Origin of the sequence: Cupriavidus sp. 2TAF22, assembly GCF_052115045.1 — a bacterium.
Taxonomy (GTDB): domain Bacteria; phylum Pseudomonadota; class Gammaproteobacteria; order Burkholderiales; family Burkholderiaceae; genus Cupriavidus.
Genome location: NZ_JBFRFX010000037.1, coordinates 1 through 24614, shown reverse-complemented (window position 1 = coordinate 24614; position 24614 = coordinate 1). Strand labels below are relative to the sequence as shown.

Annotated in this window: 25 protein-coding genes and 1 pseudogene; 25 read left to right on the top strand and 1 reads right to left on the bottom strand. The window is 69.5% G+C overall.

All coding sequences use genetic code 11. The features are described from left to right. Nucleotides 1–217 precede the first annotated feature (217 nt). Entirely contained in the window at nt 218–826 is a 609-nt protein-coding gene (locus AB4Z48_RS31715; protein ID WP_441621373.1) for a TetR/AcrR family transcriptional regulator, read from the bottom strand. 266 nt (nt 827–1092) lie between these two features. On the opposite strand from AB4Z48_RS31715, the gene AB4Z48_RS31710 reads away from it, so the two are divergent. The 25 genes and pseudogenes from AB4Z48_RS31710 to AB4Z48_RS31590 form a co-directional block, all read left to right on the top strand. Further along, nucleotides 1093–1485 (top strand): helix-turn-helix domain-containing protein, encoded by a 393-nt coding sequence (locus AB4Z48_RS31710; protein ID WP_441621371.1) that lies wholly within the window; start codon nt 1093–1095, stop codon nt 1483–1485. A gap of 618 nt (nt 1486–2103) precedes the next feature. Further along, nucleotides 2104–3063 (top strand): MBL fold metallo-hydrolase, encoded by a 960-nt coding sequence (locus AB4Z48_RS31705; RefSeq protein ID WP_441621369.1) that lies wholly within the window; start codon nt 2104–2106, stop codon nt 3061–3063. Nucleotides 3064–3183: 120 nt separating this feature from the next. After that, entirely contained in the window at nt 3184–4971 is a 1788-nt protein-coding gene (locus tag AB4Z48_RS31700; RefSeq protein ID WP_441621441.1) for an FAD-dependent oxidoreductase, read from the top strand. Nucleotides 4972–4990: 19 nt separating this feature from the next. Then, a complete protein-coding gene (locus AB4Z48_RS31695; protein WP_441621367.1) occupies nt 4991–5230 on the top strand; it encodes a DUF2783 domain-containing protein in 240 nt (79 codons plus the stop codon). Nucleotides 5231–5288: 58 nt separating this feature from the next. After that, nucleotides 5289–6632: a homogentisate 1,2-dioxygenase gene (hmgA, locus tag AB4Z48_RS31690; protein WP_441621365.1), complete on the top strand. Its 1344-nt coding sequence runs from the start codon at nt 5289–5291 to the stop codon at nt 6630–6632. Between the two features lie 99 nt (nt 6633–6731). Continuing rightward, complete coding sequence (gene fahA, locus AB4Z48_RS31685; RefSeq protein ID WP_441621363.1) at nt 6732–7994, top strand: fumarylacetoacetase; 1263 nt, start codon at nt 6732–6734, stop codon at nt 7992–7994. A 674-nt stretch (nt 7995–8668) separates the two neighbouring features. Beyond that, nucleotides 8669–9406, top strand: coding sequence for a beta-ketoacyl synthase chain length factor (locus tag AB4Z48_RS31680; RefSeq protein WP_441621361.1), 738 nt, complete (start codon nt 8669–8671; stop codon nt 9404–9406). Beyond that, nucleotides 9399–10175: a lysophospholipid acyltransferase family protein gene (locus AB4Z48_RS31675; protein ID WP_441621360.1), complete on the top strand. Its 777-nt coding sequence runs from the start codon at nt 9399–9401 to the stop codon at nt 10173–10175. The genes AB4Z48_RS31680 and AB4Z48_RS31675 overlap by 8 nt, the downstream gene beginning before the upstream one ends. Further along, complete coding sequence (locus AB4Z48_RS31670; protein ID WP_441621358.1) at nt 10162–10434, top strand: phosphopantetheine-binding protein; 273 nt, start codon at nt 10162–10164, stop codon at nt 10432–10434. Before AB4Z48_RS31675 ends, AB4Z48_RS31670 begins: the two co-directional genes overlap by 14 nt. Before the next feature lie 70 nt (nt 10435–10504). Continuing rightward, nucleotides 10505–10762: an acyl carrier protein gene (locus AB4Z48_RS31665; RefSeq protein WP_441621356.1), complete on the top strand. Its 258-nt coding sequence runs from the start codon at nt 10505–10507 to the stop codon at nt 10760–10762. 5 nt (nt 10763–10767) lie between these two features. Then, nucleotides 10768–11316, top strand: coding sequence for a hypothetical protein (locus AB4Z48_RS31660; protein ID WP_441621354.1), 549 nt, complete (start codon nt 10768–10770; stop codon nt 11314–11316). Continuing rightward, entirely contained in the window at nt 11309–13021 is a 1713-nt protein-coding gene (locus AB4Z48_RS31655; RefSeq protein WP_441621352.1) for an AMP-binding protein, read from the top strand. Before AB4Z48_RS31660 ends, AB4Z48_RS31655 begins: the two co-directional genes overlap by 8 nt. Beyond that, complete coding sequence (locus tag AB4Z48_RS31650; RefSeq protein WP_441621350.1) at nt 13014–13757, top strand: glycosyltransferase family 2 protein; 744 nt, start codon at nt 13014–13016, stop codon at nt 13755–13757. Before AB4Z48_RS31655 ends, AB4Z48_RS31650 begins: the two co-directional genes overlap by 8 nt. After that, nucleotides 13754–14815 (top strand): LpxL/LpxP family acyltransferase, encoded by a 1062-nt coding sequence (locus AB4Z48_RS31645; protein WP_441621348.1) that lies wholly within the window; start codon nt 13754–13756, stop codon nt 14813–14815. Before AB4Z48_RS31650 ends, AB4Z48_RS31645 begins: the two co-directional genes overlap by 4 nt. Nucleotides 14816–14851: 36 nt before the next feature. Continuing rightward, nucleotides 14852–15301, top strand: coding sequence for an acyl-CoA thioesterase (locus AB4Z48_RS31640; protein WP_441621346.1), 450 nt, complete (start codon nt 14852–14854; stop codon nt 15299–15301). Beyond that, nucleotides 15298–15924 (top strand): LolA family protein, encoded by a 627-nt coding sequence (locus AB4Z48_RS31635; RefSeq protein ID WP_441621344.1) that lies wholly within the window; start codon nt 15298–15300, stop codon nt 15922–15924. The genes AB4Z48_RS31640 and AB4Z48_RS31635 overlap by 4 nt, the downstream gene beginning before the upstream one ends. Beyond that, nucleotides 15917–18292 carry an MMPL family transporter gene (locus AB4Z48_RS31630; RefSeq protein WP_441621342.1) on the top strand — a complete coding sequence of 792 codons (2376 nt, stop codon included), beginning with the start codon at nt 15917–15919 and terminating at the stop codon, nt 18290–18292. The genes AB4Z48_RS31635 and AB4Z48_RS31630 overlap by 8 nt, the downstream gene beginning before the upstream one ends. Nucleotides 18293–18347: 55 nt before the next feature. Continuing rightward, a complete protein-coding gene (locus AB4Z48_RS31625; RefSeq protein WP_441621340.1) occupies nt 18348–19574 on the top strand; it encodes an NAD(P)/FAD-dependent oxidoreductase in 1227 nt (408 codons plus the stop codon). Beyond that, nucleotides 19565–20200 carry a DUF3261 domain-containing protein gene (locus AB4Z48_RS31620; RefSeq protein WP_441621338.1) on the top strand — a complete coding sequence of 212 codons (636 nt, stop codon included), beginning with the start codon at nt 19565–19567 and terminating at the stop codon, nt 20198–20200. Before AB4Z48_RS31625 ends, AB4Z48_RS31620 begins: the two co-directional genes overlap by 10 nt. Beyond that, nucleotides 20197–21381 carry a beta-ketoacyl-ACP synthase gene (locus AB4Z48_RS31615; RefSeq protein ID WP_441621336.1) on the top strand — a complete coding sequence of 395 codons (1185 nt, stop codon included), beginning with the start codon at nt 20197–20199 and terminating at the stop codon, nt 21379–21381. Before AB4Z48_RS31620 ends, AB4Z48_RS31615 begins: the two co-directional genes overlap by 4 nt. Before the next feature lie 2 nt (nt 21382–21383). After that, a complete protein-coding gene (locus AB4Z48_RS31610) occupies nt 21384–21866 on the top strand; it encodes an ApeP family dehydratase (protein ID WP_441621334.1) in 483 nt (160 codons plus the stop codon). Then, nucleotides 21863–22594 (top strand): 3-oxoacyl-ACP reductase FabG, encoded by a 732-nt coding sequence (fabG, locus tag AB4Z48_RS31605; protein WP_441621332.1) that lies wholly within the window; start codon nt 21863–21865, stop codon nt 22592–22594. Before AB4Z48_RS31610 ends, fabG begins: the two co-directional genes overlap by 4 nt. Continuing rightward, on the top strand, nt 22591–23820 hold the full coding sequence (locus AB4Z48_RS31600) for a beta-ketoacyl-ACP synthase (RefSeq protein WP_441621330.1): 1230 nt from the start codon (nt 22591–22593) through the stop codon (nt 23818–23820). The genes fabG and AB4Z48_RS31600 overlap by 4 nt, the downstream gene beginning before the upstream one ends. Before the next feature lie 82 nt (nt 23821–23902). Then, nucleotides 23903–24355 carry an excinuclease ATPase subunit gene (locus AB4Z48_RS31595; RefSeq protein WP_441621328.1) on the top strand — a complete coding sequence of 151 codons (453 nt, stop codon included), beginning with the start codon at nt 23903–23905 and terminating at the stop codon, nt 24353–24355. A gap of 31 nt (nt 24356–24386) precedes the next feature. Next, a pseudogene (locus tag AB4Z48_RS31590) lies at nt 24387–24614 on the top strand (ACP synthase 2); the annotation flags it as partial.

Below are 24614 nucleotides of genomic sequence, written 5' to 3'. Positions count from 1 at the left end.
TTGGGTGGGACGATTAATCGCTTGCGTCACGGCTGAATCTCCAACGAAGACTTCCATCCTGACGGGCTGCCAGCGGTTTGCGCTTCCGTTTGCGCTCCGCAAGACCGACCAGTCGTGCTATTTTTCTGTGCTGAAAAAGACAGCGCCTGGCTGCCTCGTGTACCTCTTTCCCTTTATTCATGTGGCCGGCATGCGTGCCGGGTAAAGCGGGGCGAATCTATTTGCGCGACGCCTGCGCCAGCTCGGCGCACCGCAGCAGCGCATCAAAGGCGCGGCGCGCCATGACCTCGCTGTCCTCGCGGCCCAGCAATTTGTAGGATTGCTGGAAGGACATGCCGATGCCGACCATTTCGAAGGCGAACTGGCGCGGGTCCTGCGCCGGCGAAATGTCGCCTTCCTCGATGGCGTCGCTGACCGCGCGGGCAATGACGCTGTGCCAGTCCTTGAGCGACTGCACCACCAGGTCGCGCGTCGCGCCGGGCCGGTCGCGGTATTCCTGGCTCAGGGCCATGAACAGGCAGCGGCCCTTGTTGATCGAGCCACCCAGCCAGAGCAGGTAGCCGTCGAACAGCGCCTGCAGCCTGCGCGTGCCACGCGGCTGGCGCAGGGCGGGGCGCACGGCGACATCGGCGAAGCGTTCCACCGCCAGCGCGAGTACCGCTTGCTGCAGCGCTTCCTTGGACTTGAAGTGAGCGTAGAGCCCGCTCTTCGACATGCTGGTGTCTGCCGCCAGCGTGGCGAGCGACAACTGGTCGAACCCCACCTGGGAGGCGGTGTCGAGCGCCTGTTCGACGATGGCTGCGCGGGTAAGCTGACCTTTTTGCATGGAACGAGAATAGCACGACCGGTCGGTTTGTCAATATCGGCCGTGTGCACTCTCGTCAACCTAAACTGCAGTCGTCCGTTAAGCTTGCACGGAGGCAGGAGATTGTGCTTTATTGGACCTACGGATTGGCGTAAGTTAGGTTTGTCCGAGCACTCTCAAGAAATCTGCACAAAGTGTTCCCCTGATTACATACGGAACGCTTTGCGTGCTCTATACTCGAATGCACGTCCGCGCACTTTTATTTTCACTGGTGACTGGAGACCGACATGAACAGTACAGCCGTGCCAAGAGGCGCTAGCGAACCGTTCCGGCAACTGCGGGCGTTGCGCCGAGCGCGAAAGCTCAAGCAGGAAGACGTCGCCCGTAAGGCCGGCATTTCCCGCGAAGCTTACCTGCGGGCCGAATCGGGTCAAGCCGACCCCCGCATGTCCACTTTCCTCGCGGCTTGCGAGGCGCTCGGACTGGAAGTGGTGCTGGCACCCCAGCATCTCGCTGCMGACGTCAACGCATTCATAGCCAGCCGCAACGGCGGCGTCACGGCCGCCTCCATGGCCGGCCAGGCGCCTGCCACAGCATCTGCTCCCGCCAGCCCGACACCGTCCAACCCGGTCGGTAGCGGCTTCGCGTCGAGTCCCGGCGAAGGTCACAAGCCCGCCTGAGCATTCTCGCCATCCCGGCCCGATCCGCGGCCGGGGTAGCGTGGTCTGTCCCGGTGCAGCAGGCACGCCTCCAGCCTGCTGTTCGAGCCTGCGTGGTTGCCCCGGGTGGTTATCCGCCCGGCGTGCATCCGGCGCATATGCTCGCTGACGCCCCGGCGCCCGCGCCCGGGACGCAGTCATTCCTGCCCGCAAGTCGGCCAAGTCCGCCAGTCCGCCAGTCCGCCAGTCCGCCAGTTCCCCGTTTTCTCCTGATCCGGCCCGTCCGCCTCGCCTGCAACGCGCGTCGCCGGGCGCCTTTTGCTGCGCCAGCCTTCCTTTACGCCCTTCCGCGGCCTTCAATGGCGATAGTGAWGCGCGCATCGTCCTGGCCGCTGCCGGTTTGACACGTCTCGATTGTGCGATTACGATAAGGTAAATGAATTACGTATTGTGTAATTTTCGGTGATGCCTGGTCGGGTCTGGTCCGGTCTGGCGTAGCAGATGACATGACAGGCGGCAGGCAGGCCGCCGCCGGCGCAATTCCCGTCCGCCGCAGTCCCCTGCGGCGCCGGCTTGCCATGCAGGGCAGGGCGGCGCCGTGTCCGTAGGCGGCCGGTCCACGATAAGAGAGGAGCAGACATGAGCAAGGCCTTTGCATCGCAGGCGGACCTGCAGGAGAAGCAGGTCACCTTCACCAGGCTCTCGGAGAATGCCTATGCGTACACCGCGGAAGGCGACCCGAATTCCGGCGTGATCATTGGCGACGACAGCGTGCTGATCGTCGATACGACCGCCACGCCGGCCATGGCGCAGGACCTGATCGCGCGCATCCGGGCCCTCACCGACAAGCCGATCAAGCACGTGGTGCTGTCGCACTACCACGCCGTGCGCGTGCTGGGCGCCTCGGCCTATTTCAAGGAGGGCGCGCAGAACGTGATCGCCAGCCGGGGCACCTACGAGATGATCGCGGAGCGCGGCGAGGCCGACATGAAGTCCGAGATCGAGCGCTTCCCGCGCCTGTTCGCGGGCGTAGAGACGGTGCCAGGCCTGACGTGGCCGACCGTGGTGTTCGAGCGCGAGCTGACGCTGTTCCTCGGCAAGCTCGAGGTCAGGATCATGCACCCCGGCCCGGGCCACACCAAGGGCGATACCGTGGTGTGGATTCCCTCCCAGAAGATCCTGTTTTCCGGCGACCTGGTCGAATTCGATGCCGCCTGCTATTGCGGCGACGCGCAGCTCGCGGAGTGGCCCGCCACGCTCGAGGCGCTGCGTGCCCTGGAGCCGGCCGCGCTGGTGCCCGGCCGTGGCCCGGTCCTGACCACGCCCGAGATGGTCGGCCGCGGGCTGGACTACACGCGCGATTTCGTCAGCACGCTGCTGCAGCGGGGCAAGGAGGCGGTGGCGCAAAAGCTCGACCTCAAAGCAGCCATGGCCCATACGCGCGCCGCCATGGACGAGCAGTTCGGCCACGTTTTCATATACGAGCATTGCCTGCCGTTCGACGTGGCGCGCGCCTTCGACGAAGCGAGCGGAATCAAGCACCCGCGCATCTGGACCGCCCAGCGCGACAAGGAAATGTGGGCGGCGCTGCAGGAATAGCAGGAATAGCAGGAGTAGCAGCGAGAGATGCACAAGAGCGGCGGCCCGCCGCCGCCGCCGCGCCACCAGAGCCGCCCAAGCGGCCGGCGCCGGCGTTCAAGGCTGGACGATGGAGACATGATGGAAACGAACTACCAGGCCCGCACCTTTGCCTACCAGCGCTGTGCCGAACAGCAGGCGCCGCAGCCGGGCGCCGGGCCGCATTCCGTGCATCCGGTGGTGGTGGTCGGCGCCGGGCCGGTCGGCCTGACCGCGGCCATCGACCTGGCCCGGCAAGGCGTGCCGGTAGTCGTGCTGGACGACGATTGCACCCTGTCCACCGGCTCGCGCGCGATCTGCTTCGCCAAGCGCACGCTCGACATCTTCGACCGCCTCGGCTGCGGCGCGCGCATGGTGGAAAAAGGCGTGAGCTGGCACGTCGGCAAGATCTTCTTCGACGAGGAACTGGTGTACGGCTTTGACCTGCTGCCCGAGACCGGGCATGCCCGGCCCGCCTTTATCAACCTGCAGCAATACTATGTGGAAGGCTATCTGGTCGACCGCGCGGCCGAATTGCCCAACCTGGCCATCCGCTGGAAGCATCGCGTGGCCGGCCTGGCGCAGGACGATGCCACGGTGACGCTCGACGTGGAAACGCCCGACGGCAACTACGCGCTGCAGGCGCGCTACGTGGTGGTGGCCGACGGCGCGCGCAGCCCCGTGCGGCAGGCCATGGGGCTGGAAAGCAAGGGCCGCGTCTTCCACGACCGCTTCCTGATCGCCGACGTGAAGATGACCGCGCCGTTTCCCAGCGAGCGATGGTTCTGGTTCGACCCGCCGTTCAACCGCAATTACTCGGTCTTGCTGCACCGCCAGCCCGACAACGTCTGGCGCATCGATTTCCAGCTCGGCTGGGATGCCGACCCCGACCTGGAGAAGCAGCCCGGGCGGGTCATCCCGCGCATCAAGGCCTTGCTGGGCGAGGAGGTGGATTTCGCGCTGGAGTGGGTCAGCGTCTATACCTTCTCGTGCCAGCGCATGGACCGTTTCCGCCACGCGCGCGTGCTGTTCGCGGGGGATGCGGCGCACCGCGTCTCGCCGTTCGGCGCGCGCGGCGCCAACAGCGGCGTGCAGGATGCCGAGAACCTGGCCTGGAAACTCGGGCTGGTGCTGGCAGGCAGCGCGCCCGACGCCTTGCTCGACAGCTATGCCAGCGAGCGGGAATTCGCCGCCGACGAGAACATCCGCAACTCCACGCGCTCGACCGATTTCATCACGCCCAAGACGCCGGTGAGCCGCGTGTTCCGCGACGCCGTGCTGAACCTGGCGCGCCACCATGCCTTCGCCCGCCAGCTGGTCAACAGCGGGCGCCTGTCGGTACCGGCCGTGCTGCACGAGTCGGTGCTCAACACGCCCGATGCGCACGCTGCGCCCGGCGCGGGCAATGAAGCCGGCTTCGCCGGCGCCATGGTGCCTGGCGCGGCGTGCGTGGACGCGCCGGTCAAGGTGGGCGGCCAGCATGCGTGGCTGCTGGGCCAGCTCGGCAACCGCTTTGCCGTGATGGTGTTCACGGCGGCAGGGGGCCTGCCGCCGGCCGCCTTGTCTGCCTTGCAGGCGCTGGCCGCTGGCCCGCTGCCGCTGCCGCTGGCGCTGGTCTGCGTGGCCGCGCCGGAACATGCGGCGCAAGGCCCGGCGCTGCCGCACGGCGCAATCCTGCTCGAAGACAGCCAGGGCCTGCTCGCGCATCGCTACGATGGCCGGCCGGGCAGCGTCTATCTGTTGCGCCCCGACCAGCACGTGTGCGCGCGCTGGCGCGCCTTCGATCCCGCGCAGGTGCAGGCCGCGCTGCGGCGCGCGCTTGGCTGGCAGGACGGCGCCGGCGCGGCAGCCTGCGCTGGTAGTGCCAGCGCGCTCGAAGCCATTGCCTGACCACCCGGACGAACAGCCCATGCCGCTCAACACCGAACCCAATCTCGCCCGGCCGGACGATTTCTACGAGGCCCTGATCGATATGCACCGCGACTTGTCCGATGCCCAGAGCCAGTCCGCCAACGCGCAGCTGATCCTGCTGCTCGCCAACCATATCGGCGACCTTGCCGTCCTGCAGGAAGCCATGACGCACGCCCGCGCGGGCGTGCTTGAACGGGCTGGCCGCCAGCCCGCCGCCGACCCGGCGGCAGCGGCCTGACGCCGCGCGGCCGGCCGTCCCCCATACCCAGAGGAAAGACCAGAGGAAGATCCAGTCCATGACCCAGACGCAACAGAACGTACCAGCGCAACTGCGCGACCTGCCAGGCCAGGGCGGCTACCAGTCCGGCTTTGCCAACGAGTTCGCCACCGAAGCCCTGCCAGGCGCCCTGCCGGAAGGCCAGAACTCGCCGCAGCGCGCACCCTATGGCCTTTACGCCGAGCAGATCTCCGGCACGGCCTTCACCGCGCCGCGCGCCCACAACCGCCGCAGCTGGCTCTACCGCATCCGCCCGGCGGCCATGCACGAGCCGTTCAAGGCGCTGGAACAGTCGCGCATCGTCAGCCGCTTCGACACCGTGCCGGCGTCGCCCAACCAGATGCGCTGGAGTCCGCCGCAGATGCCGGTGGAGCCCACTGATTTCATCGACGGCATCGTCACCATGGCAGGCAACGGCAGCCCCGAAGCCATGAGCGGCTGCGGCCTCCACCTGTACCTGGCCAACAAGTCGATGGATGGCCGCTTCTTCTACAACGCGGATGGCGAGATGTTGATCGTGCCGCAGCAGGGCCGGCTGCGCCTGGCCACCGAAATGGGCCTGCTGGACGTGGAACCGCAGGAAATCGTGGTGGTGCCGCGCGGCGTTCGCTTCCGGGTCGAACTTCCCGATGGCCAGGCGCGCGGCTATATCTGCGAGAACTACGGTGCGCTGTTCCGCCTGCCCGACCTGGGCGTGATCGGCTCCAACGGCCTGGCCAATCCGCGCGACTTCCTCACGCCGCATGCCTGGTACGAAGACCGCGAAGGCGATTTCGAGCTCGTGGCCAAGTTCCAGGGCAACCTGTGGCACGCCCCGATCGGGCACTCGCCGCTCGACGTGGTCGCCTGGCACGGCAACTATGCGCCGTACAAATACGACCTGCGCCGTTTCAACACCATCGGCTCGATCAGCTTCGACCACCCGGACCCGTCGATCTTCCTGGTGCTCCAAAGTCCGTCCGACACCCCGGGCGTGGACACCATCGACTTCGTCATCTTCGGCCCGCGCTGGCTGACCATGGAGAATACCTTCCGCCCGCCCTGGTTCCACCGCAACATTGCCAGCGAGTTCATGGGCCTGATCGAGGGCGTGTACGACGCCAAGGCCGACGGTTTCTCGCCGGGCGGCGCCAGCCTGCACAACTGCATGAGCGGCCACGGCCCGGATGCCGAGACCTTCGCCAAGGCCACCGCCGCGGATACGTCGCAGCCGCACCGTATCAGCGATACCATGGCCTTTATGTTCGAGACCCCGGCGGTGATCCGGCCCACGCCGTACGCGGCCGAGTCCGCGCAGCTCCAGCACGATTACTACACCTGCTGGCAAGGGCTGAAGAAGCATTTCGATCCGACGCGGCGCTAGGCCCTGGCCTGCCCGTCGCGCCATCCGCACATCCCGGGGCGCCGGCGCAGCCAGGCTGCCGGCGCCCCAAGGCATAGACATTCCCTTTTGGAGCCCCCGATGACCACCGTCCAGCAAAGTTGGATCGAATCCGCCAACGATGGCGTAACGCATTTCCCGCTGCAGAACCTGCCGTACGGCATCTTTTCCACGAACGGGCAGGGCCCGCGCGTGGGCGTTGCGATCGGCGATTTCGTCGTCGACCTTGCCGTGCTGGATGCAGCAGGCCTGCTGCCGCCCGCCGTCAAGGGCGTGTTCGGCGGCGCCACGCTCAACGCGTTCATCGCACTCGGCAAGCCGGCCTGGACCGAGACCCGCCAGCGCCTGGCCAGCCTGCTGTCGACCGACGACGACACCCTGCGCGGCAAATCGGCCCTGCACGAACAGGCGCTGGTGCCGATGGCCTGGGCCACCCTGCACCTGCCGGTGGACATTCCCGGCTATACGGATTTCTATTCCTCGCGCGAGCACGCTACCAATGTCGGCCGCATGTTCCGCGACCCGGACAACGCCTTGCTGCCCAACTGGCTGGAAATTCCCATCGGCTATAACGGCCGCGCCAGCTCGGTGGTGGTGAGCGGCACGCCGCTGCACCGCCCCAAGGGCCAGATCAAGCCGCCCGACCAGCCGCGCCCGATCTTCACCGCCTGTCGCAAGCTCGACTATGAGCTGGAAATGGCGTTTATCGTCGGCAAGCCGTCGGCGCTGGGCGAAGCCGTGAGCACCGCGGACGCGCCGTCGCATATCTTCGGCATGGTGATCCTCAACGACTGGAGCGCGCGCGACATCCAGCAGTGGGAATACGTGCCGCTGGGGCCGTTCAACAGCAAGGGCTTCGGTACCTCGATTTCTCCGTGGGTGGTGACCATGGACGCGCTGGAGCCGTTCCGCCGGGACAATCCCGCGCAGTCGCCCGAGCCCTTGCCATACCTGCTGCAGCAGCAGGGCAACGCCTACGATATCGCGCTCGAAGTCGCCTTGCGCCCGGAAGGCTCCGCGCATGCCACCACGGTCTGCCACACCAACTTCAAGGCCATGTACTGGACCATGGTGCAGCAGCTCGCCCACCACACCGTCTCCGGCTGCAACGTGCGCGTGGGCGACCTGATGGGTTCCGGCACCATCAGCGGCACCACGCCGGACTCCTACGGGAGCCTGCTGGAATCCACCCGCAACGGCGCCGAGCCGCTCACGCTGGCCGACGGCGCCAAGCGCGGCTTCCTCGAAGACGGCGACGAGGTGATCATGACCGGCTGGTGCCAGGGCGACGGCTATCGCGTCGGCTTCGGCGAGGTCAGCGGGAAGATCCTGGCGGCGCGCTGAGACTCCCGCGCCGCACCCGCCGGGAGCCGTCTGCAGGCTCCCGGTGCGCCGCTCGCGACCGCGCCCGGCGCGCACCCTCCTCACCGCCGATCCGCTGCCAGGCGGCCTCCGGCGGCCCTTCCGGCCTGCCCGGCCCCCGGCGCGGCTCCCAGCACGGCCCCCAGCACGGCCCCCAGCACGGCCCCCGGCGCGGCCCCCAGCGGTGCCATCGCGCAGCCGCGCCCCGGTCGTTACATTTGCGAACCTTCTTAACGATCTCGCATCGCCTTCCGATGTCCCTTTGTGCGAGAATTCGGCCCTGACAAAATGCGCAGGTCAGATTCGTCCTATTTGCTGAATATATTTCTTGCGCCACACCAGGGGTTTCCGCGGTCCTGATCACGCCCCGAGGTTAGTTTTGCGCGCTTTTTGCCGTTATTTCGGAAATGCAGGTTGCGGCCCATGGCATGTGGGCGGCGCCCTGGAAAAACAGGCGGCAATTAGCAGTCAACAGAGGCAAACAGGCGGTGAGCGGTTGATATCTCCTGATAACGTTGCGTCATCAGAGTGTTGTTCGATGCCTGGCCGGCGCGCTTCGCGAGGTCTCGCGAGAGCGCTGCCCGCCACCTGGGCGCGCAGCGCTCGCCGGCGGGCCGGCAGCGCCGCTGCCATTTCTTCCACCCAACGCGAACGGCATGGCAATGGAATTCGGTATTCGCGCATGGGCGGCATGTGCAGCACAACTAGACACGCAGCAAGCCTGGCTTGACTGGAGCCGTGCGCCCTGGCTGCCGGCCGGTGACGAACTGCCCGCATTGAGCGCCATGGCCCCGATGTTGCGCCGGCGCGCCAGCGCGCTAGGCCGGGCCGCTCTCCATCCCGCCTACGCCTGCCAGCCGGGCGTGGAGGGCATTCCCGTCATCTTCGCGTCGCGCCATGGCGATACGCTGCGCCCGCTGCAGATGCTCGGCGACCTCGCCGACGGCGAGGCCCTGTCGCCCACGGCGTTCGGCCTGTCCGTGCATAACGCCATCGGGGCACTGTATTCGATCGACCGCGGCGATCCCGCTAACCTGCAAGCGCTGGCCGCCGGCCGCGACACCGTCGAAGCGGCGGTGGCGGAAGCCTGCGGCCTGCTGGCCGATGGCGCCGCCGAAGTCCTGCTGGTGCACTACGAGGCGCCGCTGCCCACCGCCTACGCGGTCTTTGCCGACGAACCCGAGTGCCTGTTCGGCTGGGCCTGGCGCGTGTCCAGGCCGCAGCCCGGCGAGGTCCGGTTCAGCCTCGAGGCGACCAGCGCCGCCGACGCCCCGGCCACGCCAGGCGCCTTGCTGCCCCATGGGCTGGACGTCTTGCGCTTCATGCTGGCGGGCGATGCCGAACTGCGCCACCGCGGCGAGCGCGGCGCATGGAGGTGGCAGCGCCATGGTTGAGCGCCTGGACCGTGCCTGGCGCGTGTGCGCCACGGGACTGTGCTTCTCCAGCTTCGGCGTGGGCGGCTTGCTGCTGCGCGTGGCGGTATTCCCGCTGATGACGGTGCTGCTGTGGTCCTCGGCACGCCGCCAGCGGGTGTGCAAGAACATCATCCACCATGCCTTCCGGCTGTTCCTGCTGCTCATGCGCACCGTCGGCGTGATCCGCTACGAGGTGCGGCACCCCGAGCGGCTGCAACGCAGCGGCCTGCTGATCGTGGCCAACCATCCCTCGCTGATCGACGTGGTGTTCCTGATCGCGCTGACGCGCCAGGCCGACTGCGTGGTCAAGGCGGGGCTGGCCCGCAACCCGTTTACGCGCGGGCCGGTGCGCGCCACCGGCTACGTCTGCAACGATTCCGGTGCCGGCATGGTGGACGACTGCATTGCCTCGCTGAACGCGGGCAACAACCTCGTCATCTTTCCCGAGGGCACGCGCACCGCATTGCAAGGTCCGCTGCGGCTGCAGCGCGGCGCGGCCAATATCGCCGTGCGCGGCGGCTTCGCGCTCACGCCGGTGGTGATCCGCTGCGAGCCGCCCACCCTGACCAAGGGTGAAAAGTGGTATCGCGTGCCGGCGCGCAGGCCCCGTTACATCATCGACGTGCGAGAAGACGTCAGCGTCGCCCAGTGGGTGCCGTCCGGACTGGACGACGCGCTGGCCGTCAGGCATCTGACCCAATCGCTATCCGAGTTTTTTTCCAGGGAGGTCCGCCGTGAAGGCGCTTGAACACGAAATCAAGGAACTGATCATTTCATCGCTGTCGCTCGAAGACATCGGCCCGGCCGATATCGACGACGGCGCGCCGCTGTTCATCGAAGGCCTGGGCCTGGATTCGATCGACGCGCTCGAGCTCGGCCTGGCGCTGCAAAAGCGCTATGGCGTGACCATGAACGGGGACAAGGACGAGATGCGCGCGCGTTTCGCCAGCGTCACCGCACTGGCCGCCTTCGTGGCCTCGCAGCGCGCCGGCCAGGCTTCGGCCTGAGCCTGCGGATCACCATACCGCCAGCCGCGGCCAGCGCGGCAAGCACCACCGACTACCAAGGGAGCCCATCATGACTCATGACGAAATCTTTGCGCGGGTGGCCACCGTGCTCGAGGAAACCTTCGAGATCGAGCGCGGGCGCATCCGCCCGGAAGCGCGCCTGTACGAAGACCTGGACATCGACAGCATCGACGCGGTCGATCTGCTGGTCAAGCTCAAGCCCATGCTCAACAAGCCGATCAAGCCCGAGCAGTTCAAGGCGGTGCGCACCGTGCAGGACGTGGTGCAGGCACTGGCCCTGCTGGTCGATTCGCCCGCCACGGCCTGATCCGCATGCGCCTGCGCAAACTGCTGCTCGGCGTGCTCACGCTGTGCTATCCGGTGACGATCTACTTCGGCCTGCAGCACTGGTCGCCGCGCGTGATGGCGCTGGCGCTGGTGGCGCTGGCGCTGCTGCGCGTGCTGACCAGCCGCCAGGCCGGCTGGCGCCTGCTGGCGGTGCTGGCCGCCGCGCTGGCGGCAGTGGTGGCGGCTTCCAACCACGCCATGCCGCTCAAGCTCTACCCGGTGCTGGTCAATGGCGCCATGCTGGCCGTGTTCGGCTGGAGCCTGCGCCACCCGCCCAGCCTGGTCGAGCGGCTGGCGCGGCTGCGCGAGCCGGATTTGCCGCCCGCGGGCGTGGCCTACACGCGCCGCGTAACGCAGGCCTGGTGCGTGTTCTTCATCGCCAACGGCACGGTGGCCGCGCTGACCGCGGTGCTGGCCAGCGACCGGGTCTGGGCACTCTACAACGGCGGCATCGCCTATGGCCTGATGGGTGCCATGTTTGCCGGCGAATGGCTGGTGCGCCAGCGCGTGATGGCCGGAGGCAGGCATGGCTGAGTGGCTCGGCGTAAGCGGCGCGATGGCCGCACTGGCGGCGCGCACGCATGCGGTGGCGCACGGCACGGCCGGCAACCTGGATGCGCCGGCCTTCGTGCGGCGCGCGACGGCCTGGCGGCAGGCCTTCGCGGCGGTGCCGGGCACCACGGTGGCGCTCTATCTCGAATCCACTGCCGAGTTCGCCGCCGCCTTGTTCGGCGCATGGCACGCCGGCAAGCACGTGGTGCTGCCTGGCGATACGCGTGCCGAGACGCTGGCTGCGCTGGCCGGGCGCGCCGATGCGCGCGCCGGCGACCTGCCAGGCGGGGTGCGGCCGCAGGCGCGGGATGCGCATGGCGCGGCTGCTCCCGGCTGGCCGCCGCTGGACCCGCGCTCGACACAGGTAACCCTGTTTACCTCCGGCTCCACCGGCGCGCCCGGGGCCATCGTCAAGCAACTGTCGCAGCTGGAGGCGGAGGTGCAGGCGCTGCAGGCCGCGTTCGGCGCCGGCGTGCCGGCGCAGGCACGGGTGCTGGCCACGGTCTCGCACCAGCATATCTATGGCCTGCTGTTCTGCGTGCTGTGGCCGCTTGCCGCGGCGCGGCCCATGCCCGCCGACCGGCTCGCCTTCCACGAGGAAATCGTGCGCGCCTGCGATGGCACGCCTGCGGTGCTGGTGACCAGCCCCGCGCACCTGCGGCGCATGCCGCCGGCACTCGACTGGGCGCCGGCGCGCGCCTCGCTGCATGCCGTGTTCTCGTCCGGCGGGCCGTTGCCGCCGGAGGCCGCGGCCGACGCGCTGCGCCATTTCGGCCTGGCCCCGGTCGAAGTCTTCGGCAGCTCGGAGACCGGCGGCATCGCCTGGCGCCAGCGCGCGCGCCATGACGAGCGCTGGACCCCGCTGCCGGGCGTGCAGTGGCGTTTGCAGGACGGCTTCCTCGCGGTCCGCTCGGCCCATCTGCCGGACGACGGCTGGTACCTGTGCGCCGACCAGGTGCAGCCCGCCGGCGACGGCGGCTTTGCGCTGGCGGGCCGCGCCGACCGCATCGTCAAGATCGAGGAAAAGCGCATCTCGCTGACGCAGGTCGAGCAAGTCCTGCAGCAATCGCCGCTGGTGCGCGAAGCGCGCGTGGTGCTGCTCGAACTGGATATCGGCATGCGCCTCGGTGCCGCGGTGGTGCCGAGCGATGGCGGCGCCGCCCTGCTGGCCGGCCAGGGCAGGGCAGCCTTGCTGGCCGCGCTGCGCGCCGTCCTGGCGAGCGCGGTGGACGCGCTGGCGCTGCCGCGCCGCTGGAGTTTCGCCGATGCCTTGCCGTGCAATGCCCAGGGCAAGACCACCGAAGCCATGCTGCGCGATATGTTCCGCCGCGTGTTGCCGGCGGTGCGCTGGCAGGCGGGCGGGGATGCCATGTCGGCCAGCGCCGAACTGGACATCAGCGAAGACCTGGCCGTGTTCGACGGCCATTTCCCCGGCAGTCCGATCGTGCCCGGCGTGGCGCAGGTCGACTGGGTCATGGCGCTGGCGCCGGCGCGCCTGCCGGTGCCGCCGCGCGCGCAGTTCCGCCGGCTGGAGACGCTCAAGTTCCAGGCCGTGATCATGCCGGGCACGACCGTGCAACTGGCGCTGACATGGCAGCCCGAGCGCAACGCGCTAGCGTTCCGCCTCAGTTCGGCACAGGGGCCGCATGCCAGCGGTCGCATCGTTTTCGGAGACGCGCATGTTTAAGCCGGTGGTGCTGGTGCCGGTCTATGACCACGAACACGCCATCGGCGCCATGGTGCAGGCCATCCTGCGGCATCCGCTGCCCTGCCTGCTGGTGGACGACGGCAGCAGCCCGGCATGCGAGCGCGTGCTGCGCGAGATCGCCGCCGCGCACGCGCAGCGCGTGCACCTGATCCGCCTGCCGAAGAACCAGGGCAAGGGCGGCGCCATCATGGCCGGCTTCGAAGAGGCCGCGCGCATGGGCTTTACCCACGCCCTGCAGATCGATGCCGACGGCCAGCACGACGCCGCGTGCATCCCGCAGTTCGTGGCGCTGGCGCAGGCGCGCCCGGATGCCATGGTGTGCGGCTATCCGGTCTACGACGAGTCGGTGCCGCGCGTGCGGCTGCTGGCGCGCTACCTGACCCATGTCTGGGTCTGGATCAACACGCTGTCGCTCGCCATCCGCGATTCGATGTGCGGCCTGCGGGTCTATCCGCTCGGCCCGGTGCTTGCGCTGGTGCATGACGTGCGGCTGGGGCGGCGCATGGAGTTCGATACCGAAGTGCTGGTCCACCTGGCCTGGCGCAACGTGCCCATCGTCAACGTGCCCACGCGGGTCACCTATCCGTCGGATGGCGTCTCGCATTTCCAGGTCTGGCGTGACAACGTGCTGATCTCGGCCATGCATACCCGGCTGTTCTTCGGCATGCTCAGGCGGCTGCCGCTGCTGCTGTGGCGCAAGGTGCGACCGGCATGAACGCGCAGCGACACGACCAGCGACACGACCAGCGGCAAGCCAGCCAGCCGGGCCGCATGGCGCGGCACTGGAGCCAGATCCGCGAATCCACCTGCGTGTGGGGCGTGTGGTGCCTGTACTGGCTCTACCGGCTGTGCGGCCGCACGCTGTTCCGCGCCGTGCTGTATCCCGTGGTCACCTACTACTGGCTGGCCAGGCCGCTGGCGCGCCATTCGTCGCTCGACTACCTGCGGCGCGTCCAGGCCGCCACCGGCACGGCCGTGCCCGCGGGCGCCGCGCCGGGCCTGCGCCATACCTTGCGCCATCTCTTTTCGTTCGCCGACACGCTGCTCGACAAGCTGCTCGCCATCGGCGGCGGCTATCGCTACGGCAACGTGCGACGCGAGGGCGAACAAGTGATGCAGCAGCAGATTGCCAGCGGCCAGGGTGGCATCATCGTGACCGCGCACATGGGCTGCCTGGAGCTGTGCCGCGTGCTGGCCAACCGGCGCCAGGGCCTGCGCCTGACGGTGCTGGTGCATACCGCGCACGCCGCCCAGTTCAACCGCATTCTCTCGCGCCTGGATCCGCGCTCCGGCCTGCAACTGTTCCAGGTCGACGACATCTCGCCGGCCACCGCGCTGATGCTGGCCGAGAAGGTCCGCGCGGGCGAGTTCGTGGCGATCGCCGGCGACCGCGTCCCGGTGCACGGCGGGCGCACGGTGACGGTGCCGTTCTTCGGCGCGCCGGCGCGCTTCCCGGTCGGCCCCTACGTGCTGGCCGCGCTGCTGGAATGCCCCTTGTTCGCCATGGGCTGCGTGCGCTCGGGCAATGGCCACCTGCTGCGCTTCACCGAGCTGGCGCGCGAGGTGCGCCTGCCGCGCGCGCGCCGCGACGCCATCCTCACGGGGCATGCCACGGACTACGCGCAATGGCTGTCGCAACTGCTGGCGGAGTCGCCCTACGACTGGTTCAACTTCTACGATTTCTGGGGGCAGGGCGGCGGCGTGCCCGAAGCCGCGCGCGCCGGCGCGCCACATGCCACACCGCACGGCGCGCCGGCGCCGCGCGGCGACTGACGGCCGGCTCCCCGCACACCGCACACGGCAACTCCTATGTCTCAAGACTTCAGCCACGAGATCACGCTCAGTCCCGCCTTCCACGACCTCGACCCGATGAATGTGGTGTGGCACGGCAACTACGTGCGCTATTTCGAGCAGGCGCGCTGCGCGCTGCTCGAACGCTATCACTACGACTATCCGGCCATGCGCGACTCGGGCTATGCCTGGCCGGTGGTGGACATGCGGGTGAAGTATGTCGGCCCGCTGACCTACGGCCAGCCCTTCGTCATCCGCGCGGCCATCGTCGAGTGGGAGAACCGCCTGAAGATCGAATACCTGGTGCGCGACGCGGCCACCGGCCGGCGCCTGACCAAGGGCTACACCATCCAGGTGGCGGTGGACATGCGCAATGGCGAGATGTGCTACGTGTGCCCGCCGGTGTTGTGGGAGCGGCTCGGCGTGGCGGCCGGCGAAGGCGTGGCGCGCGCGGAGGACGGGCAATGAAGCGCCGCGGCGTCTTGCTGGCCCTGTGCGGCGCCGTGCTGGCCGTCCCGCGCCTGGCCGGCGCGGCGGCGCCCGACCTGCTGGCCTCGGTGGCGGGGCGCTTGTCCGATGCGCCGGTGATCCACGGCCGTTTCGAGCAGACGCGCCGCCTGTCCGGCTTTGCCAATCCGCTGGTTTCGCGCGGCGACTTCGTGCTGGCGCGCGAGCGCGGCGTGGTGTGGAGCACGCGCGAGCCGTTCGCCTCGAGCCTGCTGGTGACACCTGAGCGGCTGGTGATGCGCGGTGCCGACGGGCGCGTGCAGCAGCAGATGCAGGCCGATGCCCAGCCCGCCATGCGGGTAGTGGGCGAGTCGGTGATCGCGGTGCTGCGCGGCGACCTGCGTGCCTTGTCGGCGCGTTTCGAGGTGGCCGGCAAGCTGGTCGGCAAGAGCGGATGGACCCTGACGCTGACGCCGAAGGATGCCGCCATGCACCGCGTGTTCGCGCGTATCGAGCTGGCCGGCGACCGCTTCGTGCGCGATGTGCGCCTGGAAGAAGCCGGCGGCGACAGCACGCACGTGAAGCTGATCGACCCGAGCGCGGCCACGCGCCTGGCCGCCGACGAGGAGCAGCGCTTTGAGTAACGCGGGCCTGGCCACCGGCAAGTCCTTGCACGGCCTCAGTACCCTGGAGCGGGTGCTGGCCGTGGCGTGGCTGTTGCTGGTGATCGCCCTGGCGGCGCACCAGTTGCAGTTCTGGCGCGCCTCGCGGCTCGATACCGATGTGATGGCCTTGCTGCCGACCAGCCAGCGTACCGCCACCGCCGACCGCGTGCTGCGCCGCCTGGCCGACGGTGTATCGCGCGAGATCGTGGTGCTGGTCGGCGCCCCGGACTGGACGCGCGCGCGCGCCGCGGCGCAGCGCTTCAGCGCGGCAACCCGGCCGCAGGCGGGGCTGCTGCAGCCGGTGGACCGCATCGCCAGCTTCGACCTGGACGCGGCGCTGGCCTTCTACCGGCCGTACCGCGACCGCCTGCTGACCGACAGCCAGCGCGCCATGCTGGGCCAGGCCGACGCGGATACCCTGGCCCGGCAGGCGCTGACCCGCCTCTACCAGCTATCCACCGGCCCGCGCCTGACCGACTGGGCAGCCGACCCGCTCGGCCTGTGGCAGGACTGGTGGCTGTCGCGCGCGGCCATGACGCGCGTGCACGAGCGCGATGGCCTGGCCGCGCTCAGCGCCGAGGGCAAGGAGTGGGTGCTGCTGACCTACCGCATCAGCAAGCCGGCGTTCTCGGTAAGCGGCGATACCGACTACTCCGACCTGCTCAAGCTCGCCACGCGCGCCGCGGAGCAGGGCGGCGGCGTGCAGGTGGTGGCGGCGGGAATTCCGCTGCACGCCGAGGCCGCCGCCGCGCAGGCCAGCCTGGAAATGAACGTGATCGGCTGGGGCTCGCTGGCGGCGGTGTTGCTGCTGGTGTGGCTGGCCTTCCGCTCGCTGCGCCCGATCATCCTGGTGGGCCTGTCGTTGCTGGTCGGCACCGCGGCGGCGGTCTCGGCCACGGCGCTGGTGTTCGACCGCGTGCACCTGATCACCCTGGTGTTCGGCGCCAGCCTGGTGGGCGTGGCGGAAGACTACGGCATCCACTATTTCGTCTCGCGCCAGGCCAGTCCCGGGGCCACGCCGCCGCAGGTGATGCGCCGGCTGCTGCCGGGCATGGCGCTGGCGCTGTCGACCAGTGCGGTGGCCTACCTGGCGCTCGGCATCGCGCCGTTCCCCGGGCTGCGGCAGATGGCGCTGTTCTCGGCCGTGGGCCTGGTGGCGGCCTTCCTGACCGTGGTGTTCTGGTTTCCCCTGCTCGACCGCGGCCAGCTGCGCGAGACGCGCCTGTCGGCCTGGCTGACCGCCAGCCTGGCGCGCTGGCCGCGCGTGGGCGCGGACCGCGCATCCTTGCTGCTGCTCGGCCTGCTGGCCTTGTTCGTGGTGCCGGGTTTGTGGCAGGTCCATGTGGCGGACGACGTGCGGCAGTTGCAAAGCTCGCCGCCGGCGCTGATCGAGGCCCAGCGTAGCGCCGGGCGCCTGCTGGGCACGCCCAGCCCGGCGCAGTTCCTGCTGGTGCGCGGCGGCACGCCCGACGAAGTGCTGGCGCGCGAGGAGGCGGTCAAGCAAGCCCTGGCGGGCGTGGTCGCGCATGGCGACCTTGCCGGCTTCGTGGCGATCTCCGACTGGGTGCCGTCGGCAGCGCGCCAGCGTGCCGACGCGGCCCTGAGCGGCGGCCTGGAAAGCGCCGTGCGCGAGCGCGTGGCGCGCGCGGTCGGGGGCGCGGTGGGTGCGCCCAACGCGGCGGCGGCCGGCCAGGTGCTGACCTTGCCGGCGTGGCTGGCCAGTCCGGTCTCGGACACGCTGCGCCACCTGTGGCTGGACCGCGAGGGCGACGGCTATGCCAGCGTCATGCTGCTGCGCGGGCTGGACAAGCCCGCCACCATCGCGCTGATCGAAGCGGCGGCGGCCAAGGTGCCGGGCGTGGAATGGGTCGACCGCGTGGCGGACCTGTCCTCGCTGCTCAGGCACTACCGCGTGCTGATGACCTGGCTGCTGGCCGCCGGCGCGGCCGGCGTGGCGCTGCTGCTGATGTGGCGCTATGGCCGCGGCGCCTGGCGCGCGCTGGTGCCGACCCTGTTGGCGGCGCTGTTCAGCGTGGCCCTGCTGGGCTGGCTGCAGGTGCCGCTGCAATTGTTCTCGGTGCTGGCGCTGGCGCTGCTGCTCGGCGTGGGGGTGGACTACGGCATCTTCCTGCTCGAGCATCCCGGCGACGGCGAGTCGTGGACGGCGATCGTGCTGGGCGCGGCCAGCACGCTGCTGGCGTTCGGCCTGCTCGCACTGTCGTCCACGCCCGCGCTGCACGCCTTCGGCATGACCATGCTGTCGGGGGTCGGCGCGGTGTGGCTGCTGTCGCCGTGGTTCCGGCCGCAGGCGCAGGGGGCTGAAGCAATGCGGCACCAGAGCCGATAACAACAAACAAGACCAACAAGATCGACAGATCGAACGACAGGAACAGGGTTACGAAATGAATACCGAACAGGTGGACGTCCTTATCATCGGCGCGGGTCCGGCAGGCTCCGTGGCGGCAGGGCTCTTGCGCAAGCGCGGCATCGGCGTGCTGGTGCTGGAGAAGGAAACCTTCCCGCGCTTCTCGATCGGGGAGAGCCTGCTGCCGCAGAGCATGGCGTACATCGAGGAAGCGGGCATGCTGCAGGCCGTGGTCGAAGCCGGCTTCCAGTACAAGAACGGCGCCGCCTTCGCGCGCGGCGACCGCTATACCGATTTCGATTTCCGCGACAAGTTCTCCGCCGGCTGGGGCACCACCTACCAGGTCCAGCGCGCGCGCTTCGACCACGTGCTGATCGGCGAGGCGCAGAAGCAGGGCGCCGAAGTCCGCTTCTCGCACCAGGTTACCGCCGTCGACGTGGAGGGCGAGCAGCCCAGCGTCACCGTCCGCGACGCCGAGGGCAGCGTCTACCGCGTGCAGGCGCGCTTCCTGCTGGATGCCTCCGGCTTCGGCCGCGTGCTGCCGCGCCTGCTGGACCTGGAGTCGCCGTCCAACTTCCCTGTGCGCAGCGCCATCTTCACCCACGTGGAAGACCGCATTCCGCCCGGCACCTTCGACCGCAACAAGATCCGCGTGAGCGTGCATCCCGAGCACGTGGATGTCTGGTACTGGACCATCCCGTTTTCCGATGGGCGCTGCTCGCAGGGGGTGGTGGCGGAGAAGCGCTTCCTCGACCAGTACACCGGCACCGAGACCGAGCGCCTCAAGGCGCTGGTCGGCGAAGAGCCGGGCCTGGCCAGGCTGCTGGCCAATGCCAGGTGGGATACGCCGGCCCGGCAGATCGCCGGCTATTCGGCCAATGTGAAGTCGCTGTGGGGCAAGGGCTATGCGCTGCTCGGCAATGCCGGCGAGTTTCTCGACCCGGTGTTCTCCTCGGGCGTGACCATCGCCTTCAAGTCGGCCAGCCTCGCCACGGCCTGCCTGGCGCGGCAGTTCGCCGGCGAGACCGTGGACTGGCAGGCGGAGTACGGGCAGCCGCTCAAGGAAGGCGTGGATTGCTTCCGCACCTTTGTCGAGGCGTGGTACGAAGGACGCTTCCAGAAGCTGATTTTCCATCCTGACGCCACGCCGGAAATCCGCCGCATGATCTCGGCCATCCTGGCCGGTTACGCATGGGACCGCGGCAACCCCTTCGTCACCGAATCGCGCCGGCGCCTGGCCGTGCTGGAGCAGCTTTGCGTCTGATCGCTTCCCGCTTCGACGCGGCGCCGGCCGCGCTGCTGGCCGTTGCCGCGATAGCGCTGCTGCTGGCCGGCTGCGCGGCGCCCGGCACGCCCGCGCCCGGCACCCCCGAGGCTGGCGCGCCGGCGGCCAGCCGCGAGGCGGTGCCGCTGCTGCGCCTGCCGCCGGCTTCGCTTGGCCGCGAGCTGATGCTGCAGCAGCAGATCACGGTGGTGTACCGCACGCCGCGTGGCGAGGAGCGCCGCGAGATCCAGGCGCTGCTCGAAGCCAATGCGGCTCATACGCGGCTGGCCGCGCTGGCCGGCGGGCAGGTACTGGCGCGCCTGGACTGGGACGGACAGGACCTGCGCGTGGTGCGTTCGCCGTGGGCGCCGGCCGAGTTGGTGCCGGAGCGTATCCTGAGTGAAATGCAGTTGTCGCTGTGGCCGGTGCAAGCCATTGCCGCGGCCTTGCCGCCCGGCTGGCGGCTCGATGCCGAGGCCGGGCGCCGCGTGCTGCGCGCCGGTGGCGAGGTAGTGGCCGAGATTCGCTACCCGGACCCGCAGACCATCGAGTTCGAGCAGTACCGCGACGGCTACCGGCTGACCATCCGCACGCTGCCGGCGGCCACGCAAGGAGGGCCGAAATGAACCATATCTTCATCAATGCGCTGGGCGTGACCTGTGCCCTGGGCGACGGCGCCGATGCCGTGCGCGCGGCGCTTTGGCGCACCGACGGCCCGCCGGGCGGCGAGGTCACGCAGCGCTACAGCGCAGGCCGGCCGCTGCACCTCGGCACCGTCGGCGCGGCGCTGGCGGTGCCGGACACGACGCCGCTGGTGCATCGCACGCGCAACAACGCCATGCTGTACCACGCCGCACTGCAGTGCCTGGCGCAGGTGCAGGCGGCCATTGCCCGGGTGGGCCCGGCGCGCGTGGCGGTCGTGATGGGCACCAGCACCTCGGGCATCGCCGAAGGCGGCGAGGCGGTGACCGGGCGCCGTGCCAGCGGCAATTGGCCAGAAGGCTTCCACTACGGTCAGCAGGAGCTGGGCTCGCCCGCGCAGTTCCTGGCCGGCGCGCTCGGCGTGACCGGCGTGGCGTATACGCTGTCCACGGCCTGCTCGTCGAGCGCCAAGGCGCTGGCCGCGGGCGCCCGGCTGCTGCGCAGCGGCATCGCCGACGTGGTGATCGCGGGCGGCGCCGATACCTTGTGCCCCTTCACCGTCGCCGGCTTCAGCGCGCTGGACTCGGTCTCGGCCGCGCGCTGCAACCCGCTCTCGGCCAACCGCGCCGGCATCAACCTGGGCGAGGGTGCCGCCGTCTTCCTGCTCTCGGCCGAGCCCGGCGAGGTGCGCCTGGCAGGCTGGGGCGAGACCTCGGACGCGCATCACATGTCGGCGCCCGATCCCAGCGGCGCCGGCGCGCAGGCCGCCATGCGGCAGGCCCTGGCGCGTGCCGGCCTGGCACCCGCAGCCATCGACTACCTTAACCTGCACGGCACCGCCACGCCGCAGAACGATGCCATGGAGGCGCTGGCCTGCGCCGCATTGTTTGGCGACGGCGTGCCGCTGAGCTCGACCAAGCCGATGACCGGCCATGCGCTGGGCGCCGCCGGCGCGATCGAGGCAGCGCTGATGTGGCTGACGTTGTCCGGCAACGCGCAAGGCCGCCTGCCCGCGCACTGGTGGGACGGCGTGCCGGACCCGGCGCTGCCGCCCCTGCACGTGGTGGCGCCCGGCGAGACGCTGGGCCATGCGCCGCGCTACGTGATGAGCAATTCCTTCGCGTTCGGCGGCAGCAACAGCGCCGTGATCCTGGGGGCCGGCTGACCATGAGCGTGACCCCGAACATGGCCGGCCCGGCCACCTTGCCGGCGATCGGCGAGGTGGTGCCGCATGCCGGCGCCATGCGCCTGCTGGACGAACTGCTCGGCGCCGACGACGAGCAGGCGGTGGCGCGCACCACGGTGCGCGCCACGCAGCTGTTCGTCGACGAGTCCGGCATGCCCGGCTGGGTCGGCATCGAATACATGGCGCAGACCATCGCCGCCTGGGCCGGCGTGCGCGACCTGCGCGCGGGCCGCAAGCCCGRCATCGGCTTCCTGCTCGGCTCGCGCCGCTACGAGTGCGACCTGGCGGCGTTTCCGGTCGGCAGCGTGCTGACCGTGCGGGCCCGCGCCGAGCTCACCGGCGACAACGGGCTCGGCATGTTCGCCTGCGCCCTGTCGCTCGACGGGCGCGAAGTGGCGCGCGCCAATGTTTCCGTTTTCCAGCCTGCCGACGCGCAGGCTTTCTTGCAAGGACAACAACCATGACGAACCGGACCGTGCTCGTCACAGGATCATCGCGCGGCATCGGCCGCGCCATCGCGCTGCGCCTGGCGCGCGACGGCTGCGATGTGGTGGTGCATTGCCGTTCGCGGCGCGAGGAGGCCGAATCGGTGGCCGACGCCGTGCGCGCGCTGGGCCGCAGCGCGCGCGTGCTGTGCTTCGACGTGAGCCAGCGCGAGCAGGCCGCGGCCGCGCTGCTGGCCGATATCGAGGCGCACGGCTGCTATTACGGCGTGGTGTGCAACGCTGGCATCGCGCGCGACGCTGCCTTCCCGGCCATGACCGGCGAGGAATGGGACGAAGTCATCCATACCAACCTGGATGCCTTCTACAACGTGCTCAACCCCGTGGTGATGCCCATGGTGCAGCGGCGCAAGCCGGGCCGCATCGTCACGCTGTCGTCGGTCTCCGGGCTGGTGGGCAATCGTGGCCAGGCCAACTACAGCGCGGCCAAGGCCGGCATCATCGGCGCCACCAAGGCGCTGGCCATCGAACTGGCCAAGCGCAACATCACCGTCAACTGCGTCGCACCCGGGCTGATCGACACCGAGATGGTGGAAGAACACGTGCTGGAGGAAGCCTTGCGCATGATCCCGGCACGTCGCATGGGCACGCCGGACGAGGTGGCCGCCACGGTGGCGTTCCTGATGTCCGCCGATGCCGGCTATATCACGCGGCAGGTGATCTCGGTCAACGGAGGGATGTTCGGATGAAGCGAGTTGTCGTTACCGGCACCGGCGCCGTTTGCTCGCTGGGCAATGACTGGCCGACCGTGCGCGAGCGGCTGGCCAGCGGCCGCAACGCCGTCGTGCAGATGCACGGCTGGCAGGACTTCAAGGGCCTGAACACGCAGCTCGCGGCACCCGTGCCGCCGTTCGCGCTGCCGGCGCACTACACGCGCAAGGTCACGCGCGCGATGGGGCGCGTGGCGGTGATGTCGGTGCTGGCCAGCGAGGCGGCGCTGCATGATGCGGGGCTTGCCGGCGATCCGCTGGTTACCAGCGGCAGGCTGGGCATCGCCTACGGCTCGTCCACCGGCACGCCGTCGGCGGTGGCGGATTTTGGCCGCATGATGAACGAGCGCAGCACCGAGGATATCAGCGCGACCACCTACATCCGCATGATGCCGCATACCACCGCGGTCAATATCGGCGTGTTCTTCGGCATTACCGGGCGCATCCTCACCACGTCCAGCGCCTGCACCTCGGGCAGCCAGGGCATCGGCTACGCCTACGAGACCATCCGCAGCGGGCGCCAGGTGGCGATGCTGGCCGGCGGCGCGGAAGAACTCGACCCGACCGAAGCCGCCGTGTTCGATACGCTGTTCGCCACCAGCACCTGCAACGATGCGCCCCACACCACGCCGCGCCCGTTCGACAGCGAGCGCGACGGGCTGGTGCTGGGCGAGGGCGCCGGCACGCTGGTGCTGGAGGAGCTGGAGCACGCCCGCGCGCGTGGCGCGCGCATCCTGGCGGAGATCGTCGGCTTCGGCACCAACAGCGACGGCGCTCACGTGACCCAGCCCCAGGCCGGCACCATGGCGCAGGCCATGCGCCTGGCGCTCGAGGACGCGGGGCTCGACGCTTCGGCCATCGGCTACGTCAACGCGCACGGCACGGCCACCGACCAGGGCGACATCGCCGAGTCGCAAGCCACCCACGCGGTGCTGGGCGGCGCGGTGCCGGTCAGCTCGCTCAAGAGCTACATGGGCCATACGCTGGGCGCCTGCGGTGCGCTCGAGGCATGGATGACCATCGAGATGATGCGCGAAGGCTGGTTTGCGCCCACCATCAACCTGGCCACGCCTGACCTGCGCTGCGCGCCGCTCGACCACATCATGGGCGAAGGCCGCCGGCTCGACGTCGACTACGCCATGAGCAACAATTTCGCGTTCGGCGGCATCAATACCTCGCTGGTGTTCCGTCGCTGGGGCCACTAGCCGGCCTGGAGCCGCTCCCGGGCGAGCCGCTCCAGGGCCATCCGCGTTTTTCCTTATCAACAAAACCAAGAAAGGAAGGTCAATGAAACACGCTCTCTCGATCCTGGCAGCCACCGCTGCGGCCGGCATGCTGCTGTCCACGCCCGCCGCGGCGCGCGACACCAAGTACATGCTGCCGTTCCAGGAAGTCCTCGACATGCCCGAGGCGCGGGACAAGCTCGATGGCACGGTCAAGTTCTTCCTGGCCGGCCAGGCGAAACCCAAGGTCCTGGAAACCGGGGAGGGCGACGTGTCCAACCGCAAGACCAACAGCTTCGGCAAGAGCGACGAGGAAGCCTGCCGCTGGGCCGCGCTGTCCGCGCTAATCGCCTTCCAGGACAAGGCCAGGTCGCTGGGCGTCAATGCCGTGGTCGATGTGGTGAGCTACTACAAGAAGGCGGAAGTCGCCAGCCCGACCGAGTACGAATGCCATGCCGGCGCCGTGGTGGCCGGCGTTGCGCTCAAGGGCATCTACGCCAGGGTCGCGGCCCGGTGACCTGCCTGGCCAGCCGCGGCTGAAGCGCGCCATGCAGCCCGGGCTCGTTTACGTACGGGTGGCCGACGTGGCCGCCATGGCCGGGCAGGCGCCGCCGCCCGGCCAGTGGATGAGCGCGCAGGAGACAAGCCGGCTCGGCTCGCTGCGGGCCGGCCAGCGCGCCGCCCAGTTCGTTGCCGGGCGCTGGCTGGCGCGGGCGCTGCTGGCGCAGGCCTGCGGCGGCGCCTGGCAGGACTGGACGCTCGGCGCGGCGCCGGAC

Bases quoted from the DNA above. Each gene is read 5' to 3' on its own strand.
- AB4Z48_RS31680 (WP_441621361.1), top strand. From the start codon at position 8,669: ATGGCAATGGAATTCGGTATTCGCGCATGGGCGGCATGTGCAGCACAA.
- AB4Z48_RS31615 (WP_441621336.1), top strand. From the start codon at position 20,197: ATGAACCATATCTTCATCAATGCGCTGGGCGTGACCTGTGCCCTGGGC.
- AB4Z48_RS31705 (WP_441621369.1), top strand. From the start codon at position 2,104: ATGAGCAAGGCCTTTGCATCGCAGGCGGACCTGCAGGAGAAGCAGGTC.
- AB4Z48_RS31655 (WP_441621352.1), top strand. From the start codon at position 11,309: ATGGCTGAGTGGCTCGGCGTAAGCGGCGCGATGGCCGCACTGGCGGCG.
- AB4Z48_RS31635 (WP_441621344.1), top strand. From the start codon at position 15,298: ATGAAGCGCCGCGGCGTCTTGCTGGCCCTGTGCGGCGCCGTGCTGGCC.
- fahA (WP_441621363.1), top strand. From the start codon at position 6,732: ATGACCACCGTCCAGCAAAGTTGGATCGAATCCGCCAACGATGGCGTA.
- AB4Z48_RS31715 (WP_441621373.1), bottom strand. From the start codon at position 826: ATGCAAAAAGGTCAGCTTACCCGCGCAGCCATCGTCGAACAGGCGCTC.
- AB4Z48_RS31640 (WP_441621346.1), top strand. From the start codon at position 14,852: ATGTCTCAAGACTTCAGCCACGAGATCACGCTCAGTCCCGCCTTCCAC.
- AB4Z48_RS31645 (WP_441621348.1), top strand. From the start codon at position 13,754: ATGAACGCGCAGCGACACGACCAGCGACACGACCAGCGGCAAGCCAGC.
- AB4Z48_RS31695 (WP_441621367.1), top strand. From the start codon at position 4,991: ATGCCGCTCAACACCGAACCCAATCTCGCCCGGCCGGACGATTTCTAC.
- AB4Z48_RS31700 (WP_441621441.1), top strand. From the start codon at position 3,184: ATGGAAACGAACTACCAGGCCCGCACCTTTGCCTACCAGCGCTGTGCC.
- AB4Z48_RS31665 (WP_441621356.1), top strand. From the start codon at position 10,505: ATGACTCATGACGAAATCTTTGCGCGGGTGGCCACCGTGCTCGAGGAA.
- AB4Z48_RS31675 (WP_441621360.1), top strand. From the start codon at position 9,399: ATGGTTGAGCGCCTGGACCGTGCCTGGCGCGTGTGCGCCACGGGACTG.
- AB4Z48_RS31660 (WP_441621354.1), top strand. From the start codon at position 10,768: ATGCGCCTGCGCAAACTGCTGCTCGGCGTGCTCACGCTGTGCTATCCG.
- AB4Z48_RS31625 (WP_441621340.1), top strand. From the start codon at position 18,348: ATGAATACCGAACAGGTGGACGTCCTTATCATCGGCGCGGGTCCGGCA.
- fabG (WP_441621332.1), top strand. From the start codon at position 21,863: ATGACGAACCGGACCGTGCTCGTCACAGGATCATCGCGCGGCATCGGC.
- AB4Z48_RS31595 (WP_441621328.1), top strand. From the start codon at position 23,903: ATGAAACACGCTCTCTCGATCCTGGCAGCCACCGCTGCGGCCGGCATG.
- hmgA (WP_441621365.1), top strand. From the start codon at position 5,289: ATGACCCAGACGCAACAGAACGTACCAGCGCAACTGCGCGACCTGCCA.
- AB4Z48_RS31650 (WP_441621350.1), top strand. From the start codon at position 13,014: ATGTTTAAGCCGGTGGTGCTGGTGCCGGTCTATGACCACGAACACGCC.
- AB4Z48_RS31600 (WP_441621330.1), top strand. From the start codon at position 22,591: ATGAAGCGAGTTGTCGTTACCGGCACCGGCGCCGTTTGCTCGCTGGGC.